Here is a 21,251-nt window from a genome sequence, read left to right as displayed (position 1 = left end):
AGACACCGGCAGATGCGGCAGGGCGGACGTCCCCGAGTCAGCCCTGAGGTTCGTCCGGGGACCCCTCGGGGCCCGAGACCGAACGGGCTTCGACGAGCGCGCGCAGGGCGCGCGCATCGGCGATGGCCTGCTGTTTCGCGATGCCCGGCTGGATGCCCAGCGCGGCCAGGCTGGTGCCGTCGCTGAGGTTCAGGAACACCCACGGATCACCCGGGCGCAGATTGACCTGTATTATCTCGGCCCACGCCAAATGGCGCCGGCCGGCGATGTTGACGACGGTCACACCCGAGTCGTCGGCGACCACCTTCGGGCGGGCGAGCAGGACCAGGACCCCGGCCAGGAGCGCGCCGGTGAAGGCGAAACTCACCCGTTCGCCGGGGCTGAGCTGCTCCAGGAGCAGCCCCACGGTCGTGATCACCACGAAGATGGCCGCTCCGGCGGTGAGCAGGACGACCCGGGTGCGGCCCGGCCGGAAGGTGACGGGAAGTGCGGGCAGATCGGACATCTCTGTGTGCCTCCTCGTCCCTCAGAGACGGCAGGCGTGGATGGCCGTGGTGAGGATGGCCCGGGCGCCGAGCTGGTACAGATCGTCCATGATCCGCTGCGCCTCCTTGGCGGGGACCATGGCGCGCACGGCGACCCAGCCCTCGTTGTGCAGCGGGGAGACGGTCGGGGACTCCAGGCCCGGGGTGAGCGCGACGGCCTTCTCCAGCTGCTCGACCCGGCAGTCGTAGTCCATCATCACGTACGTCCGGGCCACCAGGACGCCCTGGAGGCGGCGCAGGAACTGCTGCACCTTGGGCTCTTCGGCGTCGGCGCCGGTGCGGCGGACGACGATCGCCTCGGACTTCATGATCGACTCGCCGACGATCTCCAGTCCGGCGTTGCGCAGGGAGGTGCCGGTCTCGACGACGTCGGCGATGGCCTCGGCCACACCGAGCTCGATGGCGGTCTCCACGGCGCCGTCCAGGTGGACGACGGACGCGTCGATGCCGCTGTCGGCGAGGTGCTTGCTGACGATGCCCTCGTAGGACGTGGCGACCGTCTTGCCGTTCAGGTCCCCGACGCCGCCGACCGTGCCGGGCTTGGCCGCGTAGTGGAACGTGGAGCGGGCGAAGCCGAGCGGCAGGATCTCCTCGGCGCCCGCGCCGGAGTCGATGAGCAGGTCGCGGCCGGTGATGCCGATGTCCAGGCGGCCGGTGGAGACGTAGATCGCGATGTCGCGGGGGCGAAGGTAGAAGAACTCGACCTCGTTGACCGGGTCGACGATCCGCAGCTCTTTGGACTCCCGCCGTTGCTGGTAGCCGGCCTCATGCAGCATGTCCGCCGCAGGGCCGGAGAGTGAACCCTTGTTGGGGACGGCGATGCGCAGCATGAGGTCGGCTTCCTTCGTTCGTCTTGTACGGCAGTGTGTGCGGTTGCTGGTGCTCGGAGTGCTCGGAGTGCTCAGAGGTGGGCGTAGACGTCGTCCAGGGAGATGCCGCGGGCGACCATCATCACCTGGACGTGGTACAGCAGCTGCGAGATCTCCTCGGCGGCCGCCTCCTTGCCCTCGTACTCGGCGGCCATCCAGACCTCGGCGGCCTCCTCGACGACCTTCTTGCCGATGGCATGGACGCCCTTGCCGACCAGCTCGGCGGTGCGGGAGGTGGCGGGGTCGCCGTTGGCTGCCTTGTGCTGGAGCTCGGTGAAGAGCTCCTCGAACGTCTTCTTGGACATGGTGGTGCCAACCCTACGCGCTCCGGGCGGCTGCTCACCGCCAGGGTTCGGATACCGAGCGCAGCGTGGCGGCGGTCGCGACCGCCGCGGTGACCGCCTCGTGGCCCTTGTCCTCGCTGGATCCCTCCAGGCCGGCCCGCTCCAGGGCCTGCTCCTCGGTGTCGCAGGTGAGCACGCCGAAGCCGACGGGAACGCCGGTCTCCACCGACACCTGGGTCAGGCCGTTGGCGACGCCCTGGCACACATAGTCGAAGTGGGGGGTGCCGCCGCGGATGACGACGCCGAGGGCGACGACCGCGTCGTAGCCGCGCCCGGCCAGGACCTTCGCCACCACCGGGAGCTCGAAGCTGCCCGGCACCCGGAGCAGGGTCGGCTCGTCGATCCCCAGCTCGTGCAGGGCGCGCAGGGCCCCGTCCACCAGTCCGTCCATCACCTTCTCGTGCCACAGCGCCGCGACGACGGCGACCCTGAGGTCTCCGACGTTCCGGACGGACAGTTCCGGTGCACCCTTGCCGCTCACGTGTCTCCTCGAGTCTTTTCGCTTACTGGTTGCCGCAGGTGGACACGGCGGTGGTGTCCAGCCAGGGCAGGTCGTGCCCCATCCGGTCCCGCTTGGTGCGCAGGTAGCGGAGGTTGTGCTCGCCGGCCTGGACGGGCATCGGCTCCCGTCCGGTGACCTTCAGGCCGTGGCGGAGCAGGGCGTCGATCTTGTCGGGGTTGTTGGTCAGCAGGCGCACGCTCCTGACCCCGAGGTCCTGAAGGATCCGCGCGCCGGCGCCGTAGTCGCGGGCGTCGGCCGGCAGTCCGAGTTCGAGGTTGGCGTCGAGCGTGTCCCGGCCGCGCTCCTGGAGCTCGTAGGCGCGCAGCTTGGACATCAGGCCGATGCCGCGCCCCTCGTGGCCGCGCAGGTAGACCACGATTCCCCGGCCCTCCTTCTGGATGCGCTCCAGGGAGGTGTCGAGCTGGGGGCCGCAGTCGCAGCGCTGGGAACGGAAGACGTCTCCGGTGAGGCACTCGGAGTGGACGCGGACCAGGACGTCCTCGCCGTCGCCGATCTCGCCGTGCACCAGGGCCACGTGCTCGACGCCGTCGGCGGTGGAGCGGTAGCCGTACGCGGTGAAGGTGCCGTGCGCGGTGGGCAGGCGGACCTCGGCCTCGCGGCGGACCGCGGGCTGGGACGGCCGTTCCTCCTGCTCGGACGGGGCCGGGAGCTCGGGCGAGCGCCGGTGCGCGATCAGGTCCTCGATGGAGATGATCGTCAGGCCGTGCTTGCGGGCGAAGACCATCAGTTCGGGCAGGCGGAGCATCCGGCCGTCCTCACCGGCGATCTCGACGATCGCGCCGGCCGGGCGCAGCCCCGCGAGCCGGGCGAGGTCGACGGCCGCCTCGGTGTGGCCGGGGCGGACGAGCACCCCGCCCGAACGGGCGCGCAGCGGGAAGACGTGGCCGGGCCGGACGAGGTCGGTGGGCTCCGCGGTGCCGCTCGCCAGCAGCTGGAGAGTGGTGGATCGGTCGGAGGCGGAGATGCCGGTGGTGACGCCGTGGGCGGCACCGGCGTCGACGGAGACCGTGAAGGCGGTCTTCATCGACTCGGTGTTCTCCTCGACCATCTGCGGCAGCTTCAGCCGGTCCAGCTCCTCGCCCTCCATGGGCGCGCAGATCAGGCCGCGGCACTCGCTCATCATGAAGGCGACGATCTCGGGGGTCGCCTTCTCGGCGGCGATGACGAGGTCGCCCTCGTTCTCGCGGTCCTCGTCGTCGACGACCACGACCGGGCGGCCGGCCGCGATGTCGGCGACGGCCCGCTCGACCGGGTCGAGTGTGAAGTCCTCGACGTTGTCGGTGCCGTAGAGGACGGTTGCCGCGGTCATGCGGGCGCTCCTTCCAGGACCGGCCGCGCGTCCGTGCGGGTGCGCAGCCACCAGTCGCGCATGCCCCACAGGACCAGTGCGCCGTAGATGATGTAGACGAAGCCGGAGAAGGCGAAGCCGTTGGCGAAGTTGAGCGGTACGCCGACGACGTCGACGAGCAGCCAGGCGAACCAGAACTCGACCATGCCGCGTGCCTGCGCGTACATGGCGACGACGGTGCCGACGAAGATGTAGGCGTCGGGCCAGGGGGCCCAGGACAGCGACGGGTAGGCCTGGAACAGTCCGGCGACGGCGACCGTGCCGACCGCGGCGGCGCCGAGCAGCACGGCACGCTCGCGCCAGGTGGCGAACCGTACGGCGATGTGGCCGTCCGCCGCCCCACCCTTGCCGCGGTTCCACTGCCACCAGCCGAAGGCGGCGACGACCATGACGACGACCTGCTTGCCGGCGCTGCCCGAGAAATGGGCGGTGGCGAACGCGGCGAACAGGATCAGGCCGGACAGGAACTGGGTGGGCCAGCTCCAGATGGAGCGCCGCCAGCCGAACGCCAGGCCGAGCAGGCCGATGACGTTGCCGGCCATGTCCGACCACTTGATGTGCTGGCCGAGGAGGCTGAACGCCTCGGAGTTGAGCCAGTTCACCGTCCGGCTCCCCGCGCACGGTCGCCGAGCAGCCGCTCGACGTACTTGGCGACGACGTCCACCTCGAGGTTGACCGGGTCGCCGGGCTGCTTCAGGCCGAGGGTGGTCAGCGCCAGGGTGGTGGGGATGAGGCTGACGGTGAAGTGTTCGTCGCCGGCCTCGACGACGGTGAGGCTGATGCCGTCGACGGTGATGGAGCCCTTCTCGACGACGTAGCGCGCGAGGTCCGGCGGCAGCGAGATCTTCACGATCTCCCAGTGCTCGGAGGGGGTGCGGTCCAGGATCGTGCCGGTGCCGTCGACGTGCCCCTGCACGATGTGGCCCCCGAGGCGGGCGCCCACGGCGGTGGGGCGTTCGAGGTTGACGCGGGAGCCGGTGGTGAGGACGCCGAGGCTTGAGCGCTTGAGGGTCTCCGCCATGACGTCGGCGGTGAACTCGTCGCCCTCGTGCTCGACGACGGTGAGACAGACCCCGTTCACGGCGATGGAGTCGCCATGCCGCGCGCCCTCGGTCACGACGGGGCCGCGGAGCCGGAAGCGGGCGGCGTCGCCGAGGTCCTCCACGGCGGTGACTTCGCCCAGCTCTTCGACGATTCCGGTGAACACTTCCCGGGTCCTCCTGCCTCTTCGGGCACGGACTCCGGGGGCTGCCGACGTCGACAGACTGCACGAACGAGGACACTCGGAGGGCGACACCGGACGGGACCCGCCCGTTAAGGGCGAGTCCAGAGACGGCGGCGCACACGGGTGTGCTCGCTCGCCGCGCACTGCCTCCCATCCGGACTTTAACCGTCGGTCCAGGAATTCCACCTGGTCAACCGGCCGCTGGAAGCGACCGGGTCGCGGACTGTAACCGCCGGTTCGGACTTTCACCGACCCCGGAGTGCGCTGCTACTGGTACAGAGCCAGTGTGCCACGCCTGATCGGCGCGACTGCGGACGAAGCGTGTGGGGTGGCTCACAGAACGTACCGCCCGCCGTGCCGTGCGCGGGCGTGGAGGTCCGGCGGCGGGCAAGGGCCGTCGTCACCGCCGCCGGACCGGTCTGCACGGAAGTCAGACACTAAGAGGACTAGACCATGCAGGTCAACAGGTGCGTGAGGCATGCAAGTTCCGCCGCGCCGGGCCGAACGTCCGACGCGAGCTGCGGAGTTCGTATGGCGCCAGGCCGAATTCCGTACGGTGCCGGGCCGAACTCCGTGCGGCGTCAGGCCGAATCCCGTGCGGTGCCGGGCCGGCCTCCTTGCGGTGTCAGCGCTCCGGCGGGGCGAACAACTCGTCCTGGGCCCGGTCGCGGGCGGTCACGAGCGCGCCGCGCAGCACCGCCCGGCCGCCGAGCGCGCCCGCCCTCACCTCGGTGCGCAGCGGGGACATCCGTGCCACGCGCTCCGCCACGCGCGCGGCGAGCACCTCACCGCCGGCCTGCCCGATCTCACCCCCGAGGACCACGCACCCGGGATCGAGGACGGCCACCACCGAGGCCACCCCGAGGGCGACGCGGTCGGCCAGGGCATCGAGGAAGTCCGAGGCCGCAGCAGGGCTCTCCGCAGCGGAGGCAGCCGCCCCCGTGGCCGCCCGTACCGCCGCCCGTACCAGTTCCGCGGCGACCGGTTCCGAACCCGCCCCCTCCGAACCCGCCCCCTCCGACCTGGCCCCCTCCGGCCCGGCCCGCTCCGCCAACAGCCCGTACCGCGCGGCCAGTTCCGTCACCGCCTTCGCGCCGGCCAGGGAGTGGAAGCCGCCCACGCAGTCCGTCGCCGAGGGGAGGCCGTCGGTGCCCGGGACGGGCAGGAAGCCGATCTCGCCGGTGCCTCCGGAGGCGCCGCGGCGCAGGGTTCCGTCCAGGACGACGGCCGCACCCGCGCCGTGGCCGAGCCACAGCAGGACGAACGTGTCCCGGCCCCGGGCGGCCCCGTCCCGCTGCTCGGCCAGCGCCGCGAGGTTGGTCTCGTTCTCGACGGTGAACCGGGCCCGCGGCAGCCGCTCCTGCAGCGCCGCCACCAGCCTGCGATGCCATTCGGGCAGTCCCGTGGAGTCGCGGAGTTCACCGGTGACCGGGTCGATCAGCCCCGGCGCGCCGATGCCGACCGTGTGCAGCCGCTCCACCCCCGCCTCCTTGACCACCCGCTCCACCAGACCGACCGCCTGCTCCAGCGCGGGCCCGGTGCCGGTGTCCCCGCCGATCGGCACGGACTCCGCGGCCAGCTCCCGGCCCAGCAGATCGGCGACGATCACGGACACGCTCTCGGTGCGCACGTCGAGGGCGGCCAGGTGGGCGAGATCGGCGACGATGCCGTACAGCCGCGCGTTCGGCCCGCGCCGCTGCTCGCCGGACTCACCGACCACGGTGATCAGGCCGGAGGCCGTCAGCCGTTCGACGAGGTCGGCGACGGTGGGCCGGGACAGACCGGTGAGCTGCTTCAACTGCCCTGCGGTCAGCGGTCCTTGCTGCTGAAGCAGCCGCAGGGCGAGCCGGTCGTTGATGGCCCTGGCGGTGCTCGGGGATGCGGGCATGCCGGGAATCCTCCCAGATCTGCGGGCTGCTGCCGTCCGTGATAGCCGCTATCTATCAGGCAGGTTCCCTGATAGTTTACGTCGGCGCGACGGCGCGAGGGGCAACGGCGGTCAGCCCGGGAGGGGCCGGACAATGAGTGCAGTGGTCTACGAACAGCGCGAGGTGCGGCGCGCCCGGTACGCCGTGGCGGCCGTCTTCGCCGTGCACGGCGCCGTCACCGGCTCGTTCGCGACCCGCGTGCCGTGGATCCAGGACCACGCCGGTGTCAGCCCCGGGCAGCTGGGGCTCGCGCTGGCCTTCCCGGCGCTCGGCGCGTCCCTCGCGATGCCGCTCGCGGGCGGCATCAGCCACCGCTTCGGCGCCCGCAACGCGCTGCGCGGCCTGATCGCCCTGTGGACGCTCGCCCTCGTCCTGCCCTCCCTCGCGCCGAACCTCCTGACCCTGTGCCTCAGCCTGTTCGTCTACGGCGCCACGGCGGGCATGGCGGACGTCGCGATGAACGCCCTCGGGGTGGAGGTCGAGAACCGGCTCGACCGCTCGATCATGTCCGGACTGCACGGCATGTGGAGCACGGGAGCCCTGGTCGGCTCGGCGGCCGGCACGGTCGCCGCGCACCTCGGCTCGGACGCGCGGCTGCACCACCTGCTGGCGGCCGCCGTACTGACCGTGCTGGGCGTGGCCGCCTGCACCTGGGTGCTGGACCTCCAGCCCGCCCAGGACGAGGAGCCGCCGCCGCGGTTCGCGCTGCCGCCGAAGTCGGCGCTGCTGATCGGCGCGATCGGGTTCTGCGCGGTGTTCGCGGAGGGCGCGAGCCTGGACTGGTCGGCGGTCTACCTGCGGCACCAGTTGGAGACCTCGGCCGGCCTCGCGGCGGCCTGCACCACGGGCTTCACCCTCACCATGGCGGTCGCGCGGATCGCGGGCGACCGGGTGGTGGACCGGTTCGGCGCCGTGCGCACGGTGCGGGCGAGCGGCGTGCTGGCGGTCGTGGGCGGCCTGCTCGTCGTCGCCGGGGGCCATCCGGCGGTGGCGATGACCGGGTTCGCGCTGATGGGCCTCGGTATCGCGGTCGTCGTACCGCTGTGCTTCGCCGCGGCCGGCCGCAGCGGCCCGAACCCCAGCCAGGCCATCGCCGGTGTCGCGACCATCACGTACACCTCCGGGCTGGTCGCCCCGAGCGCGATCGGCGGTCTGGCCCAGGCGACCAACCTGGTGGTGTCCTTCGGCCTGGTGACCCTTCTGGCGTGCGGTCTGGTCGCCTTCGCGGGGGTGCTCAGGGCGGGCGACCGGGACCGGACGAAGGTCGGCCCCACGAGCACCGCGGTTCCCGACCCGCGGCCCTGAGCGGCGCCTGAGCAGGGCCTGAGCAGGGGCGGGTGGGCACGGGACCTCCGGGCACCCCCGACAATGGTGCGGACAAGCTCCACGTACAGAGAAAGCGAAATCCCACCATGAACCTCGGCGTGCGCTGGAAGCTGCACGGTGACGGGCGCACGCCCGCACCCGGAGCAGTGGTCCGGCCCGACGAACGGCTCTCGTGGCCCCGCACGGCAGGACTCGGCGCCCAGCACGTCGTGGCCATGTTCGGCGCCTCCTTCGTCGCCCCCGTGCTCATGGGTCTCGACCCCAACCTCGCGATCATGATGTCGGGCGTCGCGACCGTGATCTTCCTGCTCGCCACCCGCGGCCGGGTGCCCAGCTACCTGGGCTGCTCGCTCTCCTTCGTGGGCGTCGCCGCGGTCATCCGGGCGCAGGGCGGCACCAGCGCCACCGTGACCGGCGCGGTCTTCGTCGTCGGTGTCGCGCTGTTCCTGGTCGGCCTCGCCGTGCAGCGCTTCGGGGCGCGGATCATCCACGCCGCGATGCCGCCCATCGTCACCGGCGCGGTCGTCATGCTGATCGGCTTCAACCTCGCTCCGGTGACCGCCTCCACCTACTGGCCGCAGGACCAGTGGACGGCCCTGCTCGTGATGCTGTTCACCGGGCTGGCCGTCGTGTGCCTGCGCGGCTTCTGGTCCCGGATCGCGATCTTCCTCGGCCTGGTCTTCGGCTACGCCGCCTCCTGGGTCTTCGACCAGGTCTTCGGCAGGATCCACTCGGTGGACGCGAGCGGCAAGCTCACCGACCACTGGCGCCTGGACCTCTCGGGCGTGGGCAAGGCCGACTGGATCGGGCTGCCGTCCTTCCACGGGCCCAGTTTCCAGTGGTCGGCGATCCTGGTGGCACTGCCGGTCGTCATCGCGCTGGTCGCGGAGAACGCGGGGCATGTGAAGGCGGTCGGCGAGATGACCGGCGACCCGCTGGACGACAAGCTCGGCACCGCGATCTCGGCCGACGGTGTGGCCTCCATGCTGTCGACCGCGGTGGGCGGCCCGCCGAACACCACCTACTCCGAGAACATCGGCGTGATGGCCGCGACCCGCGTCTACTCGACGGCCGCGTACTGGGCCGCCGCGGGCTTCGCGCTGCTGTTCGGCCTCTGCCCCAAGTTCGGCGCGATCGTGGCCGCGATCCCGGGCGGCGTCCTCGGCGGCATCACCGTCATCCTGTACGGCATGATCGGCCTGCTCGGCGCGCAGATCTGGATCAACGCCAAGGTCGACCTGCGCAACCCGCTGAACCTGGTGCCGGCCGCGGCGGGCATCATCATCGGCGTCGGCAACGTCAGCCTGAAGTTCAGCGACACCTTCTCCCTCAGCGGCATCGCACTCGGCACCCTGGTCGTCATCACCGGCTACCACGCGCTGCGCGCGTTCGCGCCCGCCCACCTCAAGAAGCAGGAGCCGCTGCTGGACGAGGGCACGTCGTCGTACGGCGGGGAGGCTCAGGGCACCGGACCGGCTTCGTAGGTCCCCCTCCGCCCGGCCTGCCTCGCAGGCCCCCTCCGCCCCGTTCGCCGGCGGGCGCGTTCCCCCGTTCCGGGGAAGCGCCGGGCCCGTCGGCGCCCGGGCCGTCCCGGGCCTGGGACGCTGCCCCCATGCAGCAATCGGCACAACTCACCCGTGGCCCGGACACAGTGGACGCGCTGGCCGCCACAATGCGCGGCCTGGCCGCCGGGCTGCCCGAGCGCGACGGGGTCGCGGTCTTCCACCGTGTGTACCTCGCCGCCGCCGAGGCGGCCGGCCGGTGGCCCGCGACCACGCTGGACGCACCGCTCGCCGGGCGGTACCTCGCCGCCGTGGACGCGGCCGCCGAAGGGCGACGGCCGCCCGCCTGCTGGCGGCCGGTGTTCCAGTTCCGCCGCCACCCCGGGGTCCGGCCGGCGCAGTTCGCGCTGGCGGGCGTCCACGCGCACATCGGCCACGACCTGGCCCTCGCCGTGGTGGACGCCTGCCGGGCGGCGCAGTGCGAACCGTCGGAACTGGAGGGCGAGTTCGACCGCTTGGGCGACTTCCTCCTGTTGCTGGAGGAGCGTGTCCGCGAGGACCTGACGCCCGGCCCCGAACTGCTCCGGATCACCGATACGCTCACCCACCTGCTCGGCTCGTGGGACCTGGAGCGGGCCCGGGAGGCGAGCTGGTCGGCCGCGCGGGCGCTGTGGGCGCTGCGCCGACTTCCCGACGTGGCCGAGGAGTTCGGCCGGCGGCTGGACGCCGCGGTCGGCTTCGACTGCCGCATGATGCTCACGCCACTGCCGGACTGATCCGGACATCCGCCCGGCACCTTCACGGAACTCACCCGCGATCACTGTACGTTGGCCATGGAACACGGACGATCACGAAGGAGTGCACCGTCATGGCGACCCGTCTGGGAATCGGTCTTCCGCAGAACCGGCAGTACGACCTCGGCAGGGACGTGCCCGACGTGGCACGCGCCGTGGAGCGCATCGGCTACGACAGCGTGTGGGTGTACGAGCGGGCCCTGTTCCCGGAGCCCGCCACGCAGGGGCTGTACGGCATCGAGGGCGTGCCCTGGCCCGACTCGTACCGGCACGTGGCCGACCCGCTGGTCACGCTCACCCTGGCCGCGACGGTCACCGAGCGGGTCCGGCTGGGCAGCAGCGTGCTGGTCGCGCCGCTGCACGTGCCGTTCCAGCTCGCCCGGTCCCTCGCTTCGCTGGACGCGGCCAGCGGCGGCCGGGTGATCGCCGGCTTCGGCACGGGCTGGTCCCTGGACGAGTACGCGGCGGCAGGGATCCGGCCGATCAAGGAGCGCGGCCGGGTGCTGGACGAGGTGATCGACGTCTGCCGGGCCGTGTGGGGGCCCGACCCGGTGCGCTACGACGGCCGTATCACGAAGATCGAGTCGGCCGTGGTGGGCCCCAAGCCGGCCCGGCCGATCCCGATCCTGCTGGCCGCGAGCACCCGCAAGGCCCAGGAGCGGCTCGTCGAGCACGCCGACGGCTGGCTGCCGGTGGCCATGGGCGCCGAGCAGGTCGCGAGCCAGTGGGACGCGGTGCGGGACCTGGCCGCCGAGCGGGGCCGGCAGCAGCCGATCCAGACGGTGCTGCGGGTGAACGCGGCGTACTCGGTGAAGGCGTACGACGGCACCGGCCGCCGGCCCTTCCAGGGCGACGCGGACCAGATCGTCGAGGACCTCCTCCCGTACGCGGCGATCGGCCTGGAGGAGATCCTCATCGACGTGCAGGGCGGCCTGCGGGACGCCGAGGAGCTCAAGGACGTCGCCGCGGAGGTGTTCGGGAAGGCACGGGCGGCCGGGGTGTGACGGCCCTGAACTCCCCTCAGTCCTCGGGGAGTTCGACCGGAGCGATCTCGTCGTAGACGTCGCCGGGGCCGGGGTTGGACGGGTCGGTGCCGCCGCCGAGGTGGTGCATGACGCCCCAGACCGCGTTCAGCGCGGTCTGGACGGCACCCTCGGCCCACCCGGCCGTCCAGGAGATGTCGTCGCCGGCGAGGAAGACGCCCCGCTTGTCCTCGGGCAGCCGGTCCTGCATGAAGTGGGTGAACAGGCGCCGCTGGTAGCGGTAGTGGCCGGGCAGGTTGGCCTTGAACGCGCCCATGAAGTAGGGCTCGTTCTCCCAGGAGACGGTCACCGGGCTGCCGATGATGTGCTTGCGGATGTCGACGTTCGGATAGATCTCCGACAGCGACTTCAGCATGACCTCCATCCGCTCGTTCGCGGACAGCGGCAGCCACTTCAGGCTGTCGTCGCACCAGGTGTAGGAGAGGCAGATGACGGCGGGCCTGTCCGGGCCGTCGTCGAGCAGGTAGGTGCCGCGGGTCATGCGGTCGGTGAGCGTCATCGACATCACGTCTCGGCCGGTCGGCTCGCCCTTGTCGTCGACGGCCTTGTCCCGCCAGAACGGCCGGTCGACGGGCACGAAGAGCTTGCTGGACTCCATGTAGTGGGTGCGCTCGATCGCGGTCCAGTGGTCGATCGGGAAGAGCGCGTCGTCGCACTGGACCTTGGAGAGCAGCATCCAGGACTGGGCGGTGAAGACGGCCGCCTTGTAGGTGCGGATGTCGCCGTTCGCGTCCGTCACCGTGATCCGGTTGTTCGCGGTACGGTGCAGCCGGGTCACGGCGGGGCGCGGTTCGCCGTCCACGTGCAGGGACTTCAGCGACGTGCCGTAGGGCCAGTGCAGGATCTTCTCCGGCTCGCGCTCCCAGAGCCTGAGCGGCAGTTGCTGCGAACCGCCCACGATGCCGCGGTGGTGGTCGTCGGCCTCGGTGTAGACGACGCGCAGGATCTCCAGGATGGAGTTGGGGAAGTCGGTGTCCCAGCCGCCGGTGCCGAAGCCGACCTGGCCGAAGATCTCGCGGTGCCGGAAGGACCTGAACGCCTCGGAGTCGCACAGGAAGCCGTAGAAGGTCTGGTTGTCGAGCTTCTCGACCAGCCGGGACCAGATCTCGCGGATGCGCGGCACGTCGCGCTCGCGCAGGGCGCGGTTCATGTCGGAGAAGTCGGCGCCCTCCTCCAGGCACCTGTTCCAGGCGTCCGCCACGTCCCGGTAGACCTGCGGCAGGTCGTCGATGGTCTCGGCGTAGTGCGACTCGCCCTTGAGGTCGACGACGGTCGACGGGGTCGCCTCCGCCAGGGGGTTGGGGAACGGCTGGGTTTCGAGGCCCACCAGGTCGATGTAGTGCTGGAGGGCGGTCGAGGACGGCGGGAAGCGCATGGCGCCCATCTCGGCGGTCAGCGACTCGTCGCAGCCCTCGAAGCCGACGGTGCGCAGCCGGCCGCCGATCCGGTCGGCCTCGTAGACGACGGGCTTGAGGCCCATCTTCATCAGCTCGTAGGCGGCGATGATGCCGGAAAGGCCGCCGCCGATGATCGCGACCTCGGTGCCGTGCTCGGTCGCGGGGACCTGGCCGAGGCCCGCCGGGTGGGCGAGGAAGTCGTCGTACGCGTACGGGAAGTCCGGGCCGAACATGGTGATCGGCGGCTGCTGCTCGTCGGCGTGCTCGACGGCGTTGGGCACCGTGGACGTCATGGGGTGCGGACTCCTTGCGCGAAAGAACTGAGGTGCGGAGAGAGAGGGGCCGGGGGTCAGACGAGGGACCCGTAGAGGCCGGGGCGGCGGCCCTCCAGATACGGGTTGGCCTCACGGGAGGTGGCGAGGAAGACGGGGTCGGCGTCCGCGAGGACCAGTTCCTCGGACCGGCCGGCGCGGGTGCGGGCCACCCCGTCGGGGCCGGCCAGGGCCGAGAGCCCGACGAACTCGAACTCGCCCTCGGCACCGACCCGGTTGACATAGGCGACGTACATCTGGTTCTCGAAGGCGCGCACCGGGACCAGGGACTCGGCGACGAACTGGAACGGGTGCATGAGCGCCGTCGGGACGACGAGGAGGTCGGTGCCGGCCAGCGCGTGGGCACGCACGTTCTCCGGGAACTCCACGTCGTAGCAGATGATCAGACCGACGGTCAGCCCGTTCAGCTCCGCCTGGACGACCGGCTGCTCGCCCGGCGTGAACTGACCGTGCTCGAAGTCGCCGAACAGGTGGGTCTTGCGGTAGTTGGCGAGGCGGGTGCCGTCGGCGGAGATCAGCTGCACGGAGTTGTAGACCGTCTCGCCGTTCCGCTCCGGGTAGCCGTAGGCGACCGCCAGCCCGTGCCGGCGGGCCAGCTCCGCGACCGCGTCCGACGAGTAGCCGTCGGCGGGCTCGGCCAGACGGCCGACGTCGTCGCCGATCGCGTACCCGGTCAGGAACAGCTCCGACGTCGCCAGCAGCCCGGCTCCCGCGGCGGCGGCCCGGCCGGCGGCGTCGTCGAGCACCTTGAGGTTCTCGGCGACGGAGCCGGGACGGCCGGAGCTCTGGAGCAGGGCGGTGCGCATGGATGTTCCTCAGCGGTACGGGCCGTTCGGGGGTCGGTTAGACCGTACGTTCGGCCGTCTCCGGCGGACAAGCCGGAGCCGTTGCGCGCCGGTGAGCGAATCGTTGCGTACAACCCGGGATGGGCGGCGATTCGTTGCGCCCTCGCAGGACGGGGTCGCAGCACAGGTCCCGCAGCCGCCCCGCGGCCTCCCTCAGCGGCTCCGGGCCGACCGCCCGGACGCTCGCTACGCGCCGGGCCACGCTCGGTGGCCCCCTGGCACGCCGAAGGCGGTCACGACCGCCGCGTGGTCCGAGGGCCAGTCGTTGCCGGCCACGTCCGGCCAGGGACGCGGGGTGCCCCTGACGTACGTCCGGGAGTCGAACACCCGCAGCCCTCGGTGCAGCACGTAGTCGATGCGGTCCTGCGGCTCGGGCCGCCCGCTGCCGTCCTCGTGCACCGGGTGGATCGGTGACCAGGTGTGCCCGGGGGCGACGGCCGGGTCCGGATGGGCCTCGCGGTAGGAGTCGCGCAGGCCCGCCTCCTCGGCCGCCTTCGTCACCGGCCAGGCGACGTCCGGCCAGTCCAGGTGGGAGGGGCAGTTGAAGTCGCCGACCAGGACGACCGGTACGGCGGGGTCGCCCTCCTCGTCGATCCGGCGCAGGGCGTCCCGCATCTGCGCCAGTCGCACCTCCTCGTGGGCGATCAGCCGGTCCGCCGCGAGCCCGTCGAAGGCCGACTCGTACGGGCCGTAGGGCGTGTAGTGCAGGTGGGCCGTCCAGACGTCGACCTCGCGGCCCGGCCCGAGCGCGATACGGACCCCGGCGGCGCCGTAGAAGCCGACGTCCGGGTCGCCGAGGTGCGCGGTGATCGGGTGGCGGCTGATGACGCCGAGGTTCTCGCCGGCCCGGTGGTGGTACCAGCCGAGTTCCCCGGCGAGCTCCTGGGCCGCGGTGCCCCCCGTCTCCTGCAGGCCCACGACGTCCGCACCGCACTCCAGGATCGCCTCGAGCTGCTTGGCCCGGTGGTCGTCGACCTTGCTCCCGCCGAGCCAGAGGTTCCAGCTCATCACCCGCAGTTCGCCGCTCACCATGGCGGACAGCTCCTCGGGGGTGACCCCGGTCAGGCTCTCGCGCAGCCTGCGTCCGGGTGCCGCGTCGATGGGGGCGAGCGACGGCACGGCGAGCACCGCGCACCCGGCCGCCTCGGCGGAGCTGACGCCGGTCTGCGTGTCCTCGACGGCCACGCAGGCGGCGGGGTCGACGCCCAGGGCGCGGCAGGCGGCGAGGTAGGGGTCGGGGGCGGGCTTGGTGCGGTCGGTGTCGTCGGCGGTGACGGACACCGCCAGGCGCCCGGGGCCGAGGACGTCGAGCACGATGTCGGCGACGGTGCGGGGCGAGGCGGTCACCAGGGCGGTGGGTACGCCCTCCCGGGCGAGGGCGTCGAGCAGGTCGAGGGCGCCGGGGCGGGGCACGGTGCCGGTGCGGACCCGGTCGGTGAACTCCCGGTGCAGTTCCCGGGCCACGTCCGCGGCCGGTGCGCCGGAGGCCGCGGCCAGCCAGCCCGCCGTGTGCTCGACGGGGCGGCCGAGCACCTCGGGCTGGTCCGCCTCGGTCAGGGGTCTGCCGGCGACGTGTTCCACCGCCTCCCACCACAGCCGCTCGGTGTCGACGAGCGTGCCGTCCATGTCGAACAGGACGGCCTGGAGGGGGAGCCGGGGGCAGGGGGTCACGTGTTTCTCTTTCACAGCGGGTTCTTCAGGACCGGTTCTTCACGACTGGCTGTCTCACGGCTGGGGCTTCACGACTCCTGCGGGCGCTCCGCCACAAGGACGGGCCTCTCGGGCAGTGACACGCTCACGGCGGTGCCTGCCGCGAGCCCGGCGGCTTCGTGCGCGGGCAGGTCGGCCTTCACCTCGGTGGCACCCGCCAGCCGGACGGTGATCCGGACGGTCGCACCGAGGAAGGCGGTGGCGACCACCCGCGCGCCGCCGTCCTCGGCCGCCCGCACCTGGACGGCCTCGGGCCGCACGAGCACGTCCACCTCGCTCGCGGCGGGCGCCGCACCGTCGACCGGCAGCCGCTGCCCGAGCACCTCGACGCCGCCGTCGGACAGCCGGCCCGGGATCCGGCTCATCGTGCCGACGAACTCGGCGACGAAGGCGGTCGCGGGACGGCCGTACAACTCGGCCGGAGGTGCGCACTGTTCGAGCCGCCCGGCGCGCATCACGGCGACCCGGTCGGCGATCGACAGGGCCTCCTCCTGGTCGTGCGTCACGAACAGGGTGGTGATGCCGAGCTCCTGCTGAAGCTTGCGGATCTCCTCGCGCAGGGTCAGCCGGACCTTGGCGTCGAGGGCCGACAGCGGCTCGTCGAGGAGCAGGACCCGGGGGCGCAGGGCGAGCGCGCGGGCCAGCGCGATCCGCTGCTGCTGACCGCCGGAGAGCTGGTGCGGGAATCGGTCGCCCTTGTCGGCGAGGCCGACCAGCTCCAGCAACTCGGCGGCACGGGACCGGCGTTCGTCCGTACTCACCTTGCGCATCCGCAGTCCGAAGGCGACGTTGTCGCGGGCGCTCAGGTGTGGGAAGAGGCTGTACGACTGGAAGACCATCCCGGCGTCGCGGCGATGGGCCGGGACCCGGGTGACGTCGGCGCCGTCCACCAGCACCTCACCGGAGTCGGGGTGTTCGAACCCGGCGAGCATGCGCAGCGCGGTGGTCTTGCCGCAGCCGGAGGGCCCGAGCAGCGCCAGGAACTCCCCCGGCCGCACGGTCAGGTCGAGTCCGTCGAGGGCTACGGTGGCGCCGAACTCCCGGCGCAGCCCACGGAATTCGACGGTGGCGGCCTGCGTCGTGGCGGTCTTCTCAAGGGTGGTGGCGGTCATGGTTCATCCCCGGGACGAAGCGGTTCGGGTACGTCCGCCGGCACCGGCGAGCGCGAGGAGCAGTGCCCAGGTCACGAGGAGACTGAGCACGGAGACGGCGACGGACATCTGGGCCTGGGAGCCGCCGATGCTGAAGATCCACACGGCGAAGGGCCGGAAGCCCAGCAGCTGGGCCACGGTGAACTCGCCGAGGACCAGGGCCAGGGTGAGGAAGGCGGCGTTCAGCAGCGCCCCGCGCAGATTGGGCAGCACGGACCGGATCAGTGCCTGCGGCCAGGAGGCCCCGCAGCTGCGGGCGGCCTCGACCAGGGTCCGCACGTCGATCGCGCGGAGCCCGGAGTCCAGTGCCCGGTACACGAAGGGCAGCGCCAGTACGACGTAGGCGAGGACGAGCACGACGGGGAAGTCCGGGTCCTGCAGGGCCACGAACGTCTGGAACAGCGGAGTGCGGGACAGGTGCTCGGGTCCCCACTTCAGCACGGTCGCGATCCCCGCGACGTACGCGATCGGCGGCACGACCAGCGGCAGCAGGCACACCACTTCGACGACGGGCCGCAGCCGGGGCGCGCCGAGCCGGAGCGCGACCATGGCGGGGACCATCAGCACCAGCACGACGGCGATGGTGGCGGCGGCCAGCTCCAGCGACAGCAGCAGGCTGGAGACGAAGCCCTCGGTGGAGACGATCCGCGTGTAGGCGTCGAAGGTGACGCCCCGGCCCGGCACGTCGACCGTGAACACCACGGACGCGGCCAGCGGGATCAGGAAGTACAGCGCGGCGAGACCGAGGACGGCCCACCGCCATGGGTTCAGGCGAGCCATCGGGCGCTCCGGCGTTGCAGGGGCAGGTACACGGCCATGACCAGGCCCGCCACCAGGACCATGTCGAGGCTGAGGGCGAGGGCCACGTGCTCCTGGCCGACCAGCACGTTGCCGGAGAGGGCGTCGGCGATCTGCAGGGTGACCAGCGGCACCGAGCTGCCGACCATGGCGGCGGCGGTGGCGTAGGCGGCGAAGGCGCTGCCGAAGAGCAGGACCAGCCCGCCGAGCAGGGACGGCGCGAGGACGGGCAGGGCGACGTGCCGCCAGTACTGCACGGCGGTGGCGCCGCTGTTCTGCGCCGCCTCCCGCCACTGGGAGCGCAGGCCGTCCAGCGCGGGGGTGATGGTGAGCACCATCAGCGGGATCAGGAAGTACAGGTAGACGATCACCAGGCCCCAGAAGCTGTACAGGTCCCAGCCCTTCTCGGTCAGGCCGAGGTGCCGGGTCAGCACACCGGCGTTGCCGAGGGTGGCGACGAAGGCGAACGCCAGCGGGACGCCGCCGAAGTTGGCGAGCACTCCGGAGGCGGTGAGCACGGCCTCGCGCAGCACGCGGGAGCGGGAGGTCACGACCGCCTGTGCGAGCGGCAGTCCGAGCAGGGCCGCGAGCCCCGCGGCGACGGCGGACAGCTTGACGCTGCCGAGCAGGGCGGTCAGGTAGGCGCCGTGCAGGGAGGTCGTCAGGTTGGCCGCGGTGTGGGACTCGGCGCCCGTCGCCGGGTCCTGGACGGTGAACGCGCCGTTCAGCATCGCCACGGCGGGCAGTCCGAAGGCGAGCGCGGTGAAGGCGAGCAGAGGGACGACGGCGAGCCATCCCGGGGCGCGGCGCCGCCGCTTCACCGAAGCGGCGGGCGCCACGTCCACCCGCGTGAGGGCGGTGGTCATCCGGAGACGGCCTTCCCCCAGCCCTGCGCGAGGACGTCCTTGGCCTTGCCCTGCTGCGCCTCGGACGGGAAGGTGGGCGTGCCGTCGACCTCCGGCAGCTTGGCGGCGGCGGCCTGGTCGAGGGTGCCGGCCTTCTCCAGGGCGGGCATCAGGGCCGGGCGGGCGTAGCCCTTGAGCCACAGGTTCTGGCCCTCGGCGCTGTAGAGGTACTCCTGCCACAGCCGCGCGGCGGCCGGGTGCGAGGCGTCCTTGTTGATGGCCTGGGAGTAGTACTGGGCGTACCGGCCGTCGGTGGGGATGGCCACCTTCCAGTCCACGCCCTTGGACTTGAACTCGTCGGCGTACCCGGCGTTGAGGTAGTCCCAGTCGATGCTGATCGGCGTCTCGCCCTGCTCGACGGTGGCGGGGGTGGACTCGACGGGGGTGAAGTTGCCGTTCTTCTTCAGCTTGCCGAAGAAGTCGATGCCGGGCTGGATGTCGTCGAAGGAGCCGCCGGCGGCGAGGGCGGCCGCGTAGACGCCGCCGAAGGCCGCGCCGGCCTTGGTCGGGTTGCCGTTGAGGGCGACCTGACCCTTGTACTGCGGCTTGAGCAGGTCCTTGAAGGTGGTCGGGCACTCCTTGACCCGCTTGGCGTCGCAGCCGATGGAGACATAGCCGCCGTAGTCGTTGTACCAGCGGGCTTGCGGGTCCTTCTGGCCGGCCGGGATGTCGTCGAACGCGACCACCTTGTACGGGGCGAGCAGGCCCTGCGCGGCGGCGCTGAGCGCGAAGGAGCTGCCGAGGTCCAGTACGTCCGGGGCGCGGTCCTGGCCCTTGCGGGAGGTGACGGCGTTGATCTCGTCCTGGCTGGAGCCGTCCGGGTTCTCGACCTCGATCTTGATGCCGTACTTCTTCTCGAAGCCGTCGATCAGGGCGCCGTAGTTGGCCCAGTCGCGGGGCAGCGCGATGGCGTGCAGCTTGCCCTCCTTCTTGGCCGCCGCGACCAGCGCGTCCATCCCGCCGAGGTCGGCGGCGGAGGTGGCGGTGGCGGCGCTCTTGCCGTCGGCGCCGGCCGACGCCTTGTCGGGGGCGGCGCCACAGGCGCTCAGGGCGAGCGCGGCGACGACGGCGAGGGAGCCGCCCAGAAGGGCTGTTCTCGGCAAGGACACGGTCACGGTCTCTCCAGGGGTGCGCACGAGGGGTGAGGCAGAGCGGAGAACTTGTCTGAACAAGTTGGCCTCAGTACGCCCGTCGATGATGTCCTGTAAGTGAACGCCGACGAAACCTCGAAGGCCTTTCGCCTGCACAGTTTCGTCCGGCCGAATCGACGCTGAAACTCGATTAGGCTGCCTACGCTGTGCACAGCTGCCGACTCAGAGGGGAAGCATGACGGCACGACACGAGGAGATCGCCGACGCCCTGCGGCGGGCCATCGACCGCGAGGAGTACACCGTCGGCAGCCGGCTGCCGACCGAGACGGCCCTGGCCGCCCAGTACGGCGTCGCACGCGGTACGGTCCGCCAGGCCGTCGCGGCCCTCACCGCCGAGGGCTTGATCGGCTCCCGGCAGGGCGCCCGCCGGGTCGTGCTGGCCAGCCGTCGCAGCCAGAGCTTCGCCGAACTGCGCAGCTTCGCCCAGTGGGCCCGCACCATGGGGCGGGAGGCGACCGGGCACGTGGTGGTCCAGGAGTACCGCCCGGCAACCCAGGAGGACGCCGTCCGGCTGCAACTGGACGAGGGCACAGCGGTGTTGCACGTTCTGCGGGTACGCGGTCTGGACGGCGAGCCGGTCCTGGTGGAGCGGACCGTGTACGCCGACTGGGTCGCCCCCGCCGTCGAGGCGATCGAGCCCGACTGCGCGTCCGTCACCCAACGGCTCTACGAGGACACCGGCCTGGTCTTCGCCTATGGCGAACACCTCATCGACGCGGTCGCGGCGGGCGCCCAGGACGCCGAACTGCTCGGCATCCGCCGCACGAGCCCGCTGCTGCGGGTCCGCCGGGTGACGACGACCCGCGAGGGGCGCCCCGTGGAGTGGTCGGACGACCGCTACCGTCCGGACGCGGTGAGCTTCAGCGTGCACAATTCGATAGGGAACAACGCCTTGGCACGCAAGACGGCCGGCTGAAGGGGGCCTTCATGGACGCCGCCGGAATCACCTCGCTGCCCTACGTCGACGAGCACACGACCGTCGTCGCGGCGGACACCGACACCGTGTGGCGCGGGCTCGGCGCCGCGCTGGAGGAATCGTTCCGCGGTCCCGGTGCGGCCCGCTACGCCCGCCTGGTCGGGTGCGCCGACCGCGCGGCGTCCGGACCGCGCCCCTTCGCGGAGGGCTCGACTCTCCCCGGGTTCCGGGTGGTCGCCGCCGACCCGGGCCGGGAACTGGTGCTCACCGGACGCCATCGCTTCTCGTCGTACGCGCTGACGTTCCGCCTCGAACCGGCCGGTCCCGGGCGTTCCCGGCTGCGCGCCGAGACCCGGGCCGCCTTCCCCGGCCCGGCCGGCGGCCTCTACCGGCGGCTGGTGATCGCCACGGGCGGGCATGCGATGGGCATGCGTCGCCTGCTGTCGGCGATCGGCCGCAGGTCGACGACGCGCTGCCGCGTCACCAACTTGCCTGGACAGCACACCTAGTAGTGTGTCGCTGCTTAGCTGTGGGTTTTTTGGTCGGGATGCTGGTGTGTGGCAGATTCCCCTTCCGTTCTGCCGGACAGGGCTGGTGCG

General features: G+C 72.0%; 21 protein-coding genes and 1 riboswitch. Of the genes, 6 read left to right on the top strand and 15 right to left on the bottom strand.

The genetic code is table 11. The annotated features are described in order from the left end of the window. Window positions 1-37: 37 nt before the first annotated feature. The 8 genes from ACIQFZ_RS30560 to ACIQFZ_RS30525 form a co-directional block, all read right to left on the bottom strand. Window positions 38-505: a PH domain-containing protein gene (locus ACIQFZ_RS30560; RefSeq protein WP_365425665.1), complete on the bottom strand. Its 468-nt coding sequence runs from the start codon at window positions 503-505 to the stop codon at window positions 38-40. 21 nt (window positions 506-526) lie between these two features. Then, a complete protein-coding gene (gene hisG, locus ACIQFZ_RS30555; RefSeq protein ID WP_365775547.1) occupies window positions 527-1,375 on the bottom strand; it encodes an ATP phosphoribosyltransferase in 849 nt (282 codons plus the stop codon). A gap of 71 nt (window positions 1,376-1,446) precedes the next feature. Next, window positions 1,447-1,719: a phosphoribosyl-ATP diphosphatase gene (locus ACIQFZ_RS30550; protein ID WP_031486114.1), complete on the bottom strand. Its 273-nt coding sequence runs from the start codon at window positions 1,717-1,719 to the stop codon at window positions 1,447-1,449. Between the two features lie 34 nt (window positions 1,720-1,753). Continuing rightward, on the bottom strand, window positions 1,754-2,239 hold the full coding sequence (ribH, locus tag ACIQFZ_RS30545; RefSeq protein WP_402692711.1) for a 6,7-dimethyl-8-ribityllumazine synthase: 486 nt from the start codon (window positions 2,237-2,239) through the stop codon (window positions 1,754-1,756). A 22-nt stretch (window positions 2,240-2,261) separates the two neighbouring features. Beyond that, entirely contained in the window at window positions 2,262-3,590 is a 1,329-nt protein-coding gene (locus ACIQFZ_RS30540; RefSeq protein ID WP_402692710.1) for a bifunctional 3,4-dihydroxy-2-butanone-4-phosphate synthase/GTP cyclohydrolase II, read from the bottom strand. Beyond that, window positions 3,587-4,231 (bottom strand): nicotinamide riboside transporter PnuC, encoded by a 645-nt coding sequence (locus ACIQFZ_RS30535; protein WP_383060689.1) that lies wholly within the window; start codon window positions 4,229-4,231, stop codon window positions 3,587-3,589. The genes ACIQFZ_RS30540 and ACIQFZ_RS30535 overlap by 4 nt, the downstream gene beginning before the upstream one ends. Continuing rightward, window positions 4,228-4,836 (bottom strand): riboflavin synthase, encoded by a 609-nt coding sequence (locus ACIQFZ_RS30530; RefSeq protein WP_141362849.1) that lies wholly within the window; start codon window positions 4,834-4,836, stop codon window positions 4,228-4,230. The genes ACIQFZ_RS30535 and ACIQFZ_RS30530 overlap by 4 nt, the downstream gene beginning before the upstream one ends. A 154-nt stretch (window positions 4,837-4,990) precedes the next feature. Beyond that, a riboswitch (FMN riboswitch) is annotated at window positions 4,991-5,121 on the bottom strand. A 358-nt stretch (window positions 5,122-5,479) separates the two neighbouring features. Continuing rightward, entirely contained in the window at window positions 5,480-6,742 is a 1,263-nt protein-coding gene (locus ACIQFZ_RS30525) for an ROK family transcriptional regulator (RefSeq protein WP_402692709.1), read from the bottom strand. 133 nt (window positions 6,743-6,875) lie between these two features. Here ACIQFZ_RS30525 and ACIQFZ_RS30520 point away from each other — a divergent pair, with 133 nt between their 5' ends. The 4 genes from ACIQFZ_RS30520 to ACIQFZ_RS30505 all read left to right on the top strand — a co-directional run bounded on the left by ACIQFZ_RS30520 (window position 6,876) and on the right by ACIQFZ_RS30505 (window position 11,408). After that, a complete protein-coding gene (locus tag ACIQFZ_RS30520) occupies window positions 6,876-8,087 on the top strand; it encodes an MFS transporter (protein WP_402692708.1) in 1,212 nt (403 codons plus the stop codon). 107 nt (window positions 8,088-8,194) lie between these two features. After that, on the top strand, window positions 8,195-9,592 hold the full coding sequence (locus ACIQFZ_RS30515; RefSeq protein WP_365775548.1) for a solute carrier family 23 protein: 1,398 nt from the start codon (window positions 8,195-8,197) through the stop codon (window positions 9,590-9,592). 128 nt (window positions 9,593-9,720) lie between these two features. After that, window positions 9,721-10,386, top strand: a complete 666-nt coding sequence (locus ACIQFZ_RS30510; protein ID WP_402692707.1) for a DUF5995 family protein — start codon at window positions 9,721-9,723, stop codon at window positions 10,384-10,386. Between the two features lie 92 nt (window positions 10,387-10,478). Continuing rightward, entirely contained in the window at window positions 10,479-11,408 is a 930-nt protein-coding gene (locus ACIQFZ_RS30505) for an LLM class F420-dependent oxidoreductase (protein WP_365425681.1), read from the top strand. A 16-nt stretch (window positions 11,409-11,424) separates the two neighbouring features. Here the strand turns inward: ACIQFZ_RS30505 and ACIQFZ_RS30500 are convergent, their stop codons facing one another. The 7 genes from ACIQFZ_RS30500 to ACIQFZ_RS30470 form a co-directional block, all read right to left on the bottom strand. After that, entirely contained in the window at window positions 11,425-13,137 is a 1,713-nt protein-coding gene (locus ACIQFZ_RS30500) for an NAD(P)/FAD-dependent oxidoreductase (protein ID WP_365425683.1), read from the bottom strand. Between the two features lie 56 nt (window positions 13,138-13,193). Next, window positions 13,194-13,982 (bottom strand): carbon-nitrogen hydrolase family protein, encoded by a 789-nt coding sequence (locus tag ACIQFZ_RS30495; protein WP_402692706.1) that lies wholly within the window; start codon window positions 13,980-13,982, stop codon window positions 13,194-13,196. A 225-nt stretch (window positions 13,983-14,207) separates the two neighbouring features. Next, window positions 14,208-15,692 (bottom strand): HAD-IA family hydrolase, encoded by a 1,485-nt coding sequence (locus ACIQFZ_RS30490; protein ID WP_402692705.1) that lies wholly within the window; start codon window positions 15,690-15,692, stop codon window positions 14,208-14,210. A 68-nt stretch (window positions 15,693-15,760) separates the two neighbouring features. Further along, window positions 15,761-16,843, bottom strand: a complete 1,083-nt coding sequence (locus tag ACIQFZ_RS30485; RefSeq protein ID WP_365435108.1) for an ABC transporter ATP-binding protein — start codon at window positions 16,841-16,843, stop codon at window positions 15,761-15,763. Between the two features lie 3 nt (window positions 16,844-16,846). After that, window positions 16,847-17,662, bottom strand: a complete 816-nt coding sequence (locus tag ACIQFZ_RS30480; protein ID WP_365435111.1) for an ABC transporter permease subunit — start codon at window positions 17,660-17,662, stop codon at window positions 16,847-16,849. Then, window positions 17,650-18,546 carry an ABC transporter permease gene (locus ACIQFZ_RS30475; protein WP_383060678.1) on the bottom strand — a complete coding sequence of 299 codons (897 nt, stop codon included), beginning with the start codon at window positions 18,544-18,546 and terminating at the stop codon, window positions 17,650-17,652. The genes ACIQFZ_RS30480 and ACIQFZ_RS30475 overlap by 13 nt, the downstream gene beginning before the upstream one ends. Further along, on the bottom strand, window positions 18,543-19,700 hold the full coding sequence (locus ACIQFZ_RS30470; protein WP_365775553.1) for an extracellular solute-binding protein: 1,158 nt from the start codon (window positions 19,698-19,700) through the stop codon (window positions 18,543-18,545). Before ACIQFZ_RS30470 ends, ACIQFZ_RS30475 begins: the two co-directional genes overlap by 4 nt. A 211-nt stretch (window positions 19,701-19,911) precedes the next feature. Between ACIQFZ_RS30470 and ACIQFZ_RS30465 the strand changes: the two genes are divergently transcribed. Next, window positions 19,912-20,652: a GntR family transcriptional regulator gene (locus ACIQFZ_RS30465; protein WP_365428698.1), complete on the top strand. Its 741-nt coding sequence runs from the start codon at window positions 19,912-19,914 to the stop codon at window positions 20,650-20,652. Between the two features lie 11 nt (window positions 20,653-20,663). Further along, entirely contained in the window at window positions 20,664-21,161 is a 498-nt protein-coding gene (locus tag ACIQFZ_RS30460; RefSeq protein ID WP_365428695.1) for a hypothetical protein, read from the top strand. The last annotated feature ends 90 nt before the right edge of the window (window positions 21,162-21,251 follow it).

It is taken from the genome of Streptomyces sp. NPDC093064 (assembly GCF_044754605.1).
Classification (GTDB): Bacteria; Actinomycetota; Actinomycetes; order Streptomycetales; family Streptomycetaceae; genus Streptomyces.
The sequence above is the reverse complement of the archived record's forward strand: the minus strand, read 5'-3'. Positions and strand labels throughout refer to the sequence as shown.

What these genes read in the sequence shown, in the direction of transcription:
- ACIQFZ_RS30560 (WP_365425665.1), bottom strand. Translation starts at nt 505, where the DNA reads ATGTCCGATCTGCCCGCACTTCCCGTCACCTTCCGGCCGGGCCGCACC.
- hisG (WP_365775547.1), bottom strand. Translation starts at nt 1,375, where the DNA reads ATGCTGCGCATCGCCGTCCCCAACAAGGGTTCACTCTCCGGCCCTGCG.
- ACIQFZ_RS30550 (WP_031486114.1), bottom strand. Translation starts at nt 1,719, where the DNA reads ATGTCCAAGAAGACGTTCGAGGAGCTCTTCACCGAGCTCCAGCACAAG.
- ACIQFZ_RS30540 (WP_402692710.1), bottom strand. Translation starts at nt 3,590, where the DNA reads ATGACCGCGGCAACCGTCCTCTACGGCACCGACAACGTCGAGGACTTC.
- ACIQFZ_RS30525 (WP_402692709.1), bottom strand. Translation starts at nt 6,742, where the DNA reads ATGCCCGCATCCCCGAGCACCGCCAGGGCCATCAACGACCGGCTCGCC.
- ACIQFZ_RS30520 (WP_402692708.1), top strand. Translation starts at nt 6,876, where the DNA reads ATGAGTGCAGTGGTCTACGAACAGCGCGAGGTGCGGCGCGCCCGGTAC.
- ACIQFZ_RS30515 (WP_365775548.1), top strand. Translation starts at nt 8,195, where the DNA reads ATGAACCTCGGCGTGCGCTGGAAGCTGCACGGTGACGGGCGCACGCCC.
- ACIQFZ_RS30510 (WP_402692707.1), top strand. Translation starts at nt 9,721, where the DNA reads ATGCAGCAATCGGCACAACTCACCCGTGGCCCGGACACAGTGGACGCG.
- ACIQFZ_RS30505 (WP_365425681.1), top strand. Translation starts at nt 10,479, where the DNA reads ATGGCGACCCGTCTGGGAATCGGTCTTCCGCAGAACCGGCAGTACGAC.
- ACIQFZ_RS30500 (WP_365425683.1), bottom strand. Translation starts at nt 13,137, where the DNA reads ATGACGTCCACGGTGCCCAACGCCGTCGAGCACGCCGACGAGCAGCAG.
- ACIQFZ_RS30495 (WP_402692706.1), bottom strand. Translation starts at nt 13,982, where the DNA reads ATGCGCACCGCCCTGCTCCAGAGCTCCGGCCGTCCCGGCTCCGTCGCC.
- ACIQFZ_RS30485 (WP_365435108.1), bottom strand. Translation starts at nt 16,843, where the DNA reads ATGACCGCCACCACCCTTGAGAAGACCGCCACGACGCAGGCCGCCACC.
- ACIQFZ_RS30480 (WP_365435111.1), bottom strand. Translation starts at nt 17,662, where the DNA reads ATGGCTCGCCTGAACCCATGGCGGTGGGCCGTCCTCGGTCTCGCCGCG.
- ACIQFZ_RS30475 (WP_383060678.1), bottom strand. Translation starts at nt 18,546, where the DNA reads ATGACCACCGCCCTCACGCGGGTGGACGTGGCGCCCGCCGCTTCGGTG.
- ACIQFZ_RS30465 (WP_365428698.1), top strand. Translation starts at nt 19,912, where the DNA reads ATGACGGCACGACACGAGGAGATCGCCGACGCCCTGCGGCGGGCCATC.
- ACIQFZ_RS30460 (WP_365428695.1), top strand. Translation starts at nt 20,664, where the DNA reads ATGGACGCCGCCGGAATCACCTCGCTGCCCTACGTCGACGAGCACACG.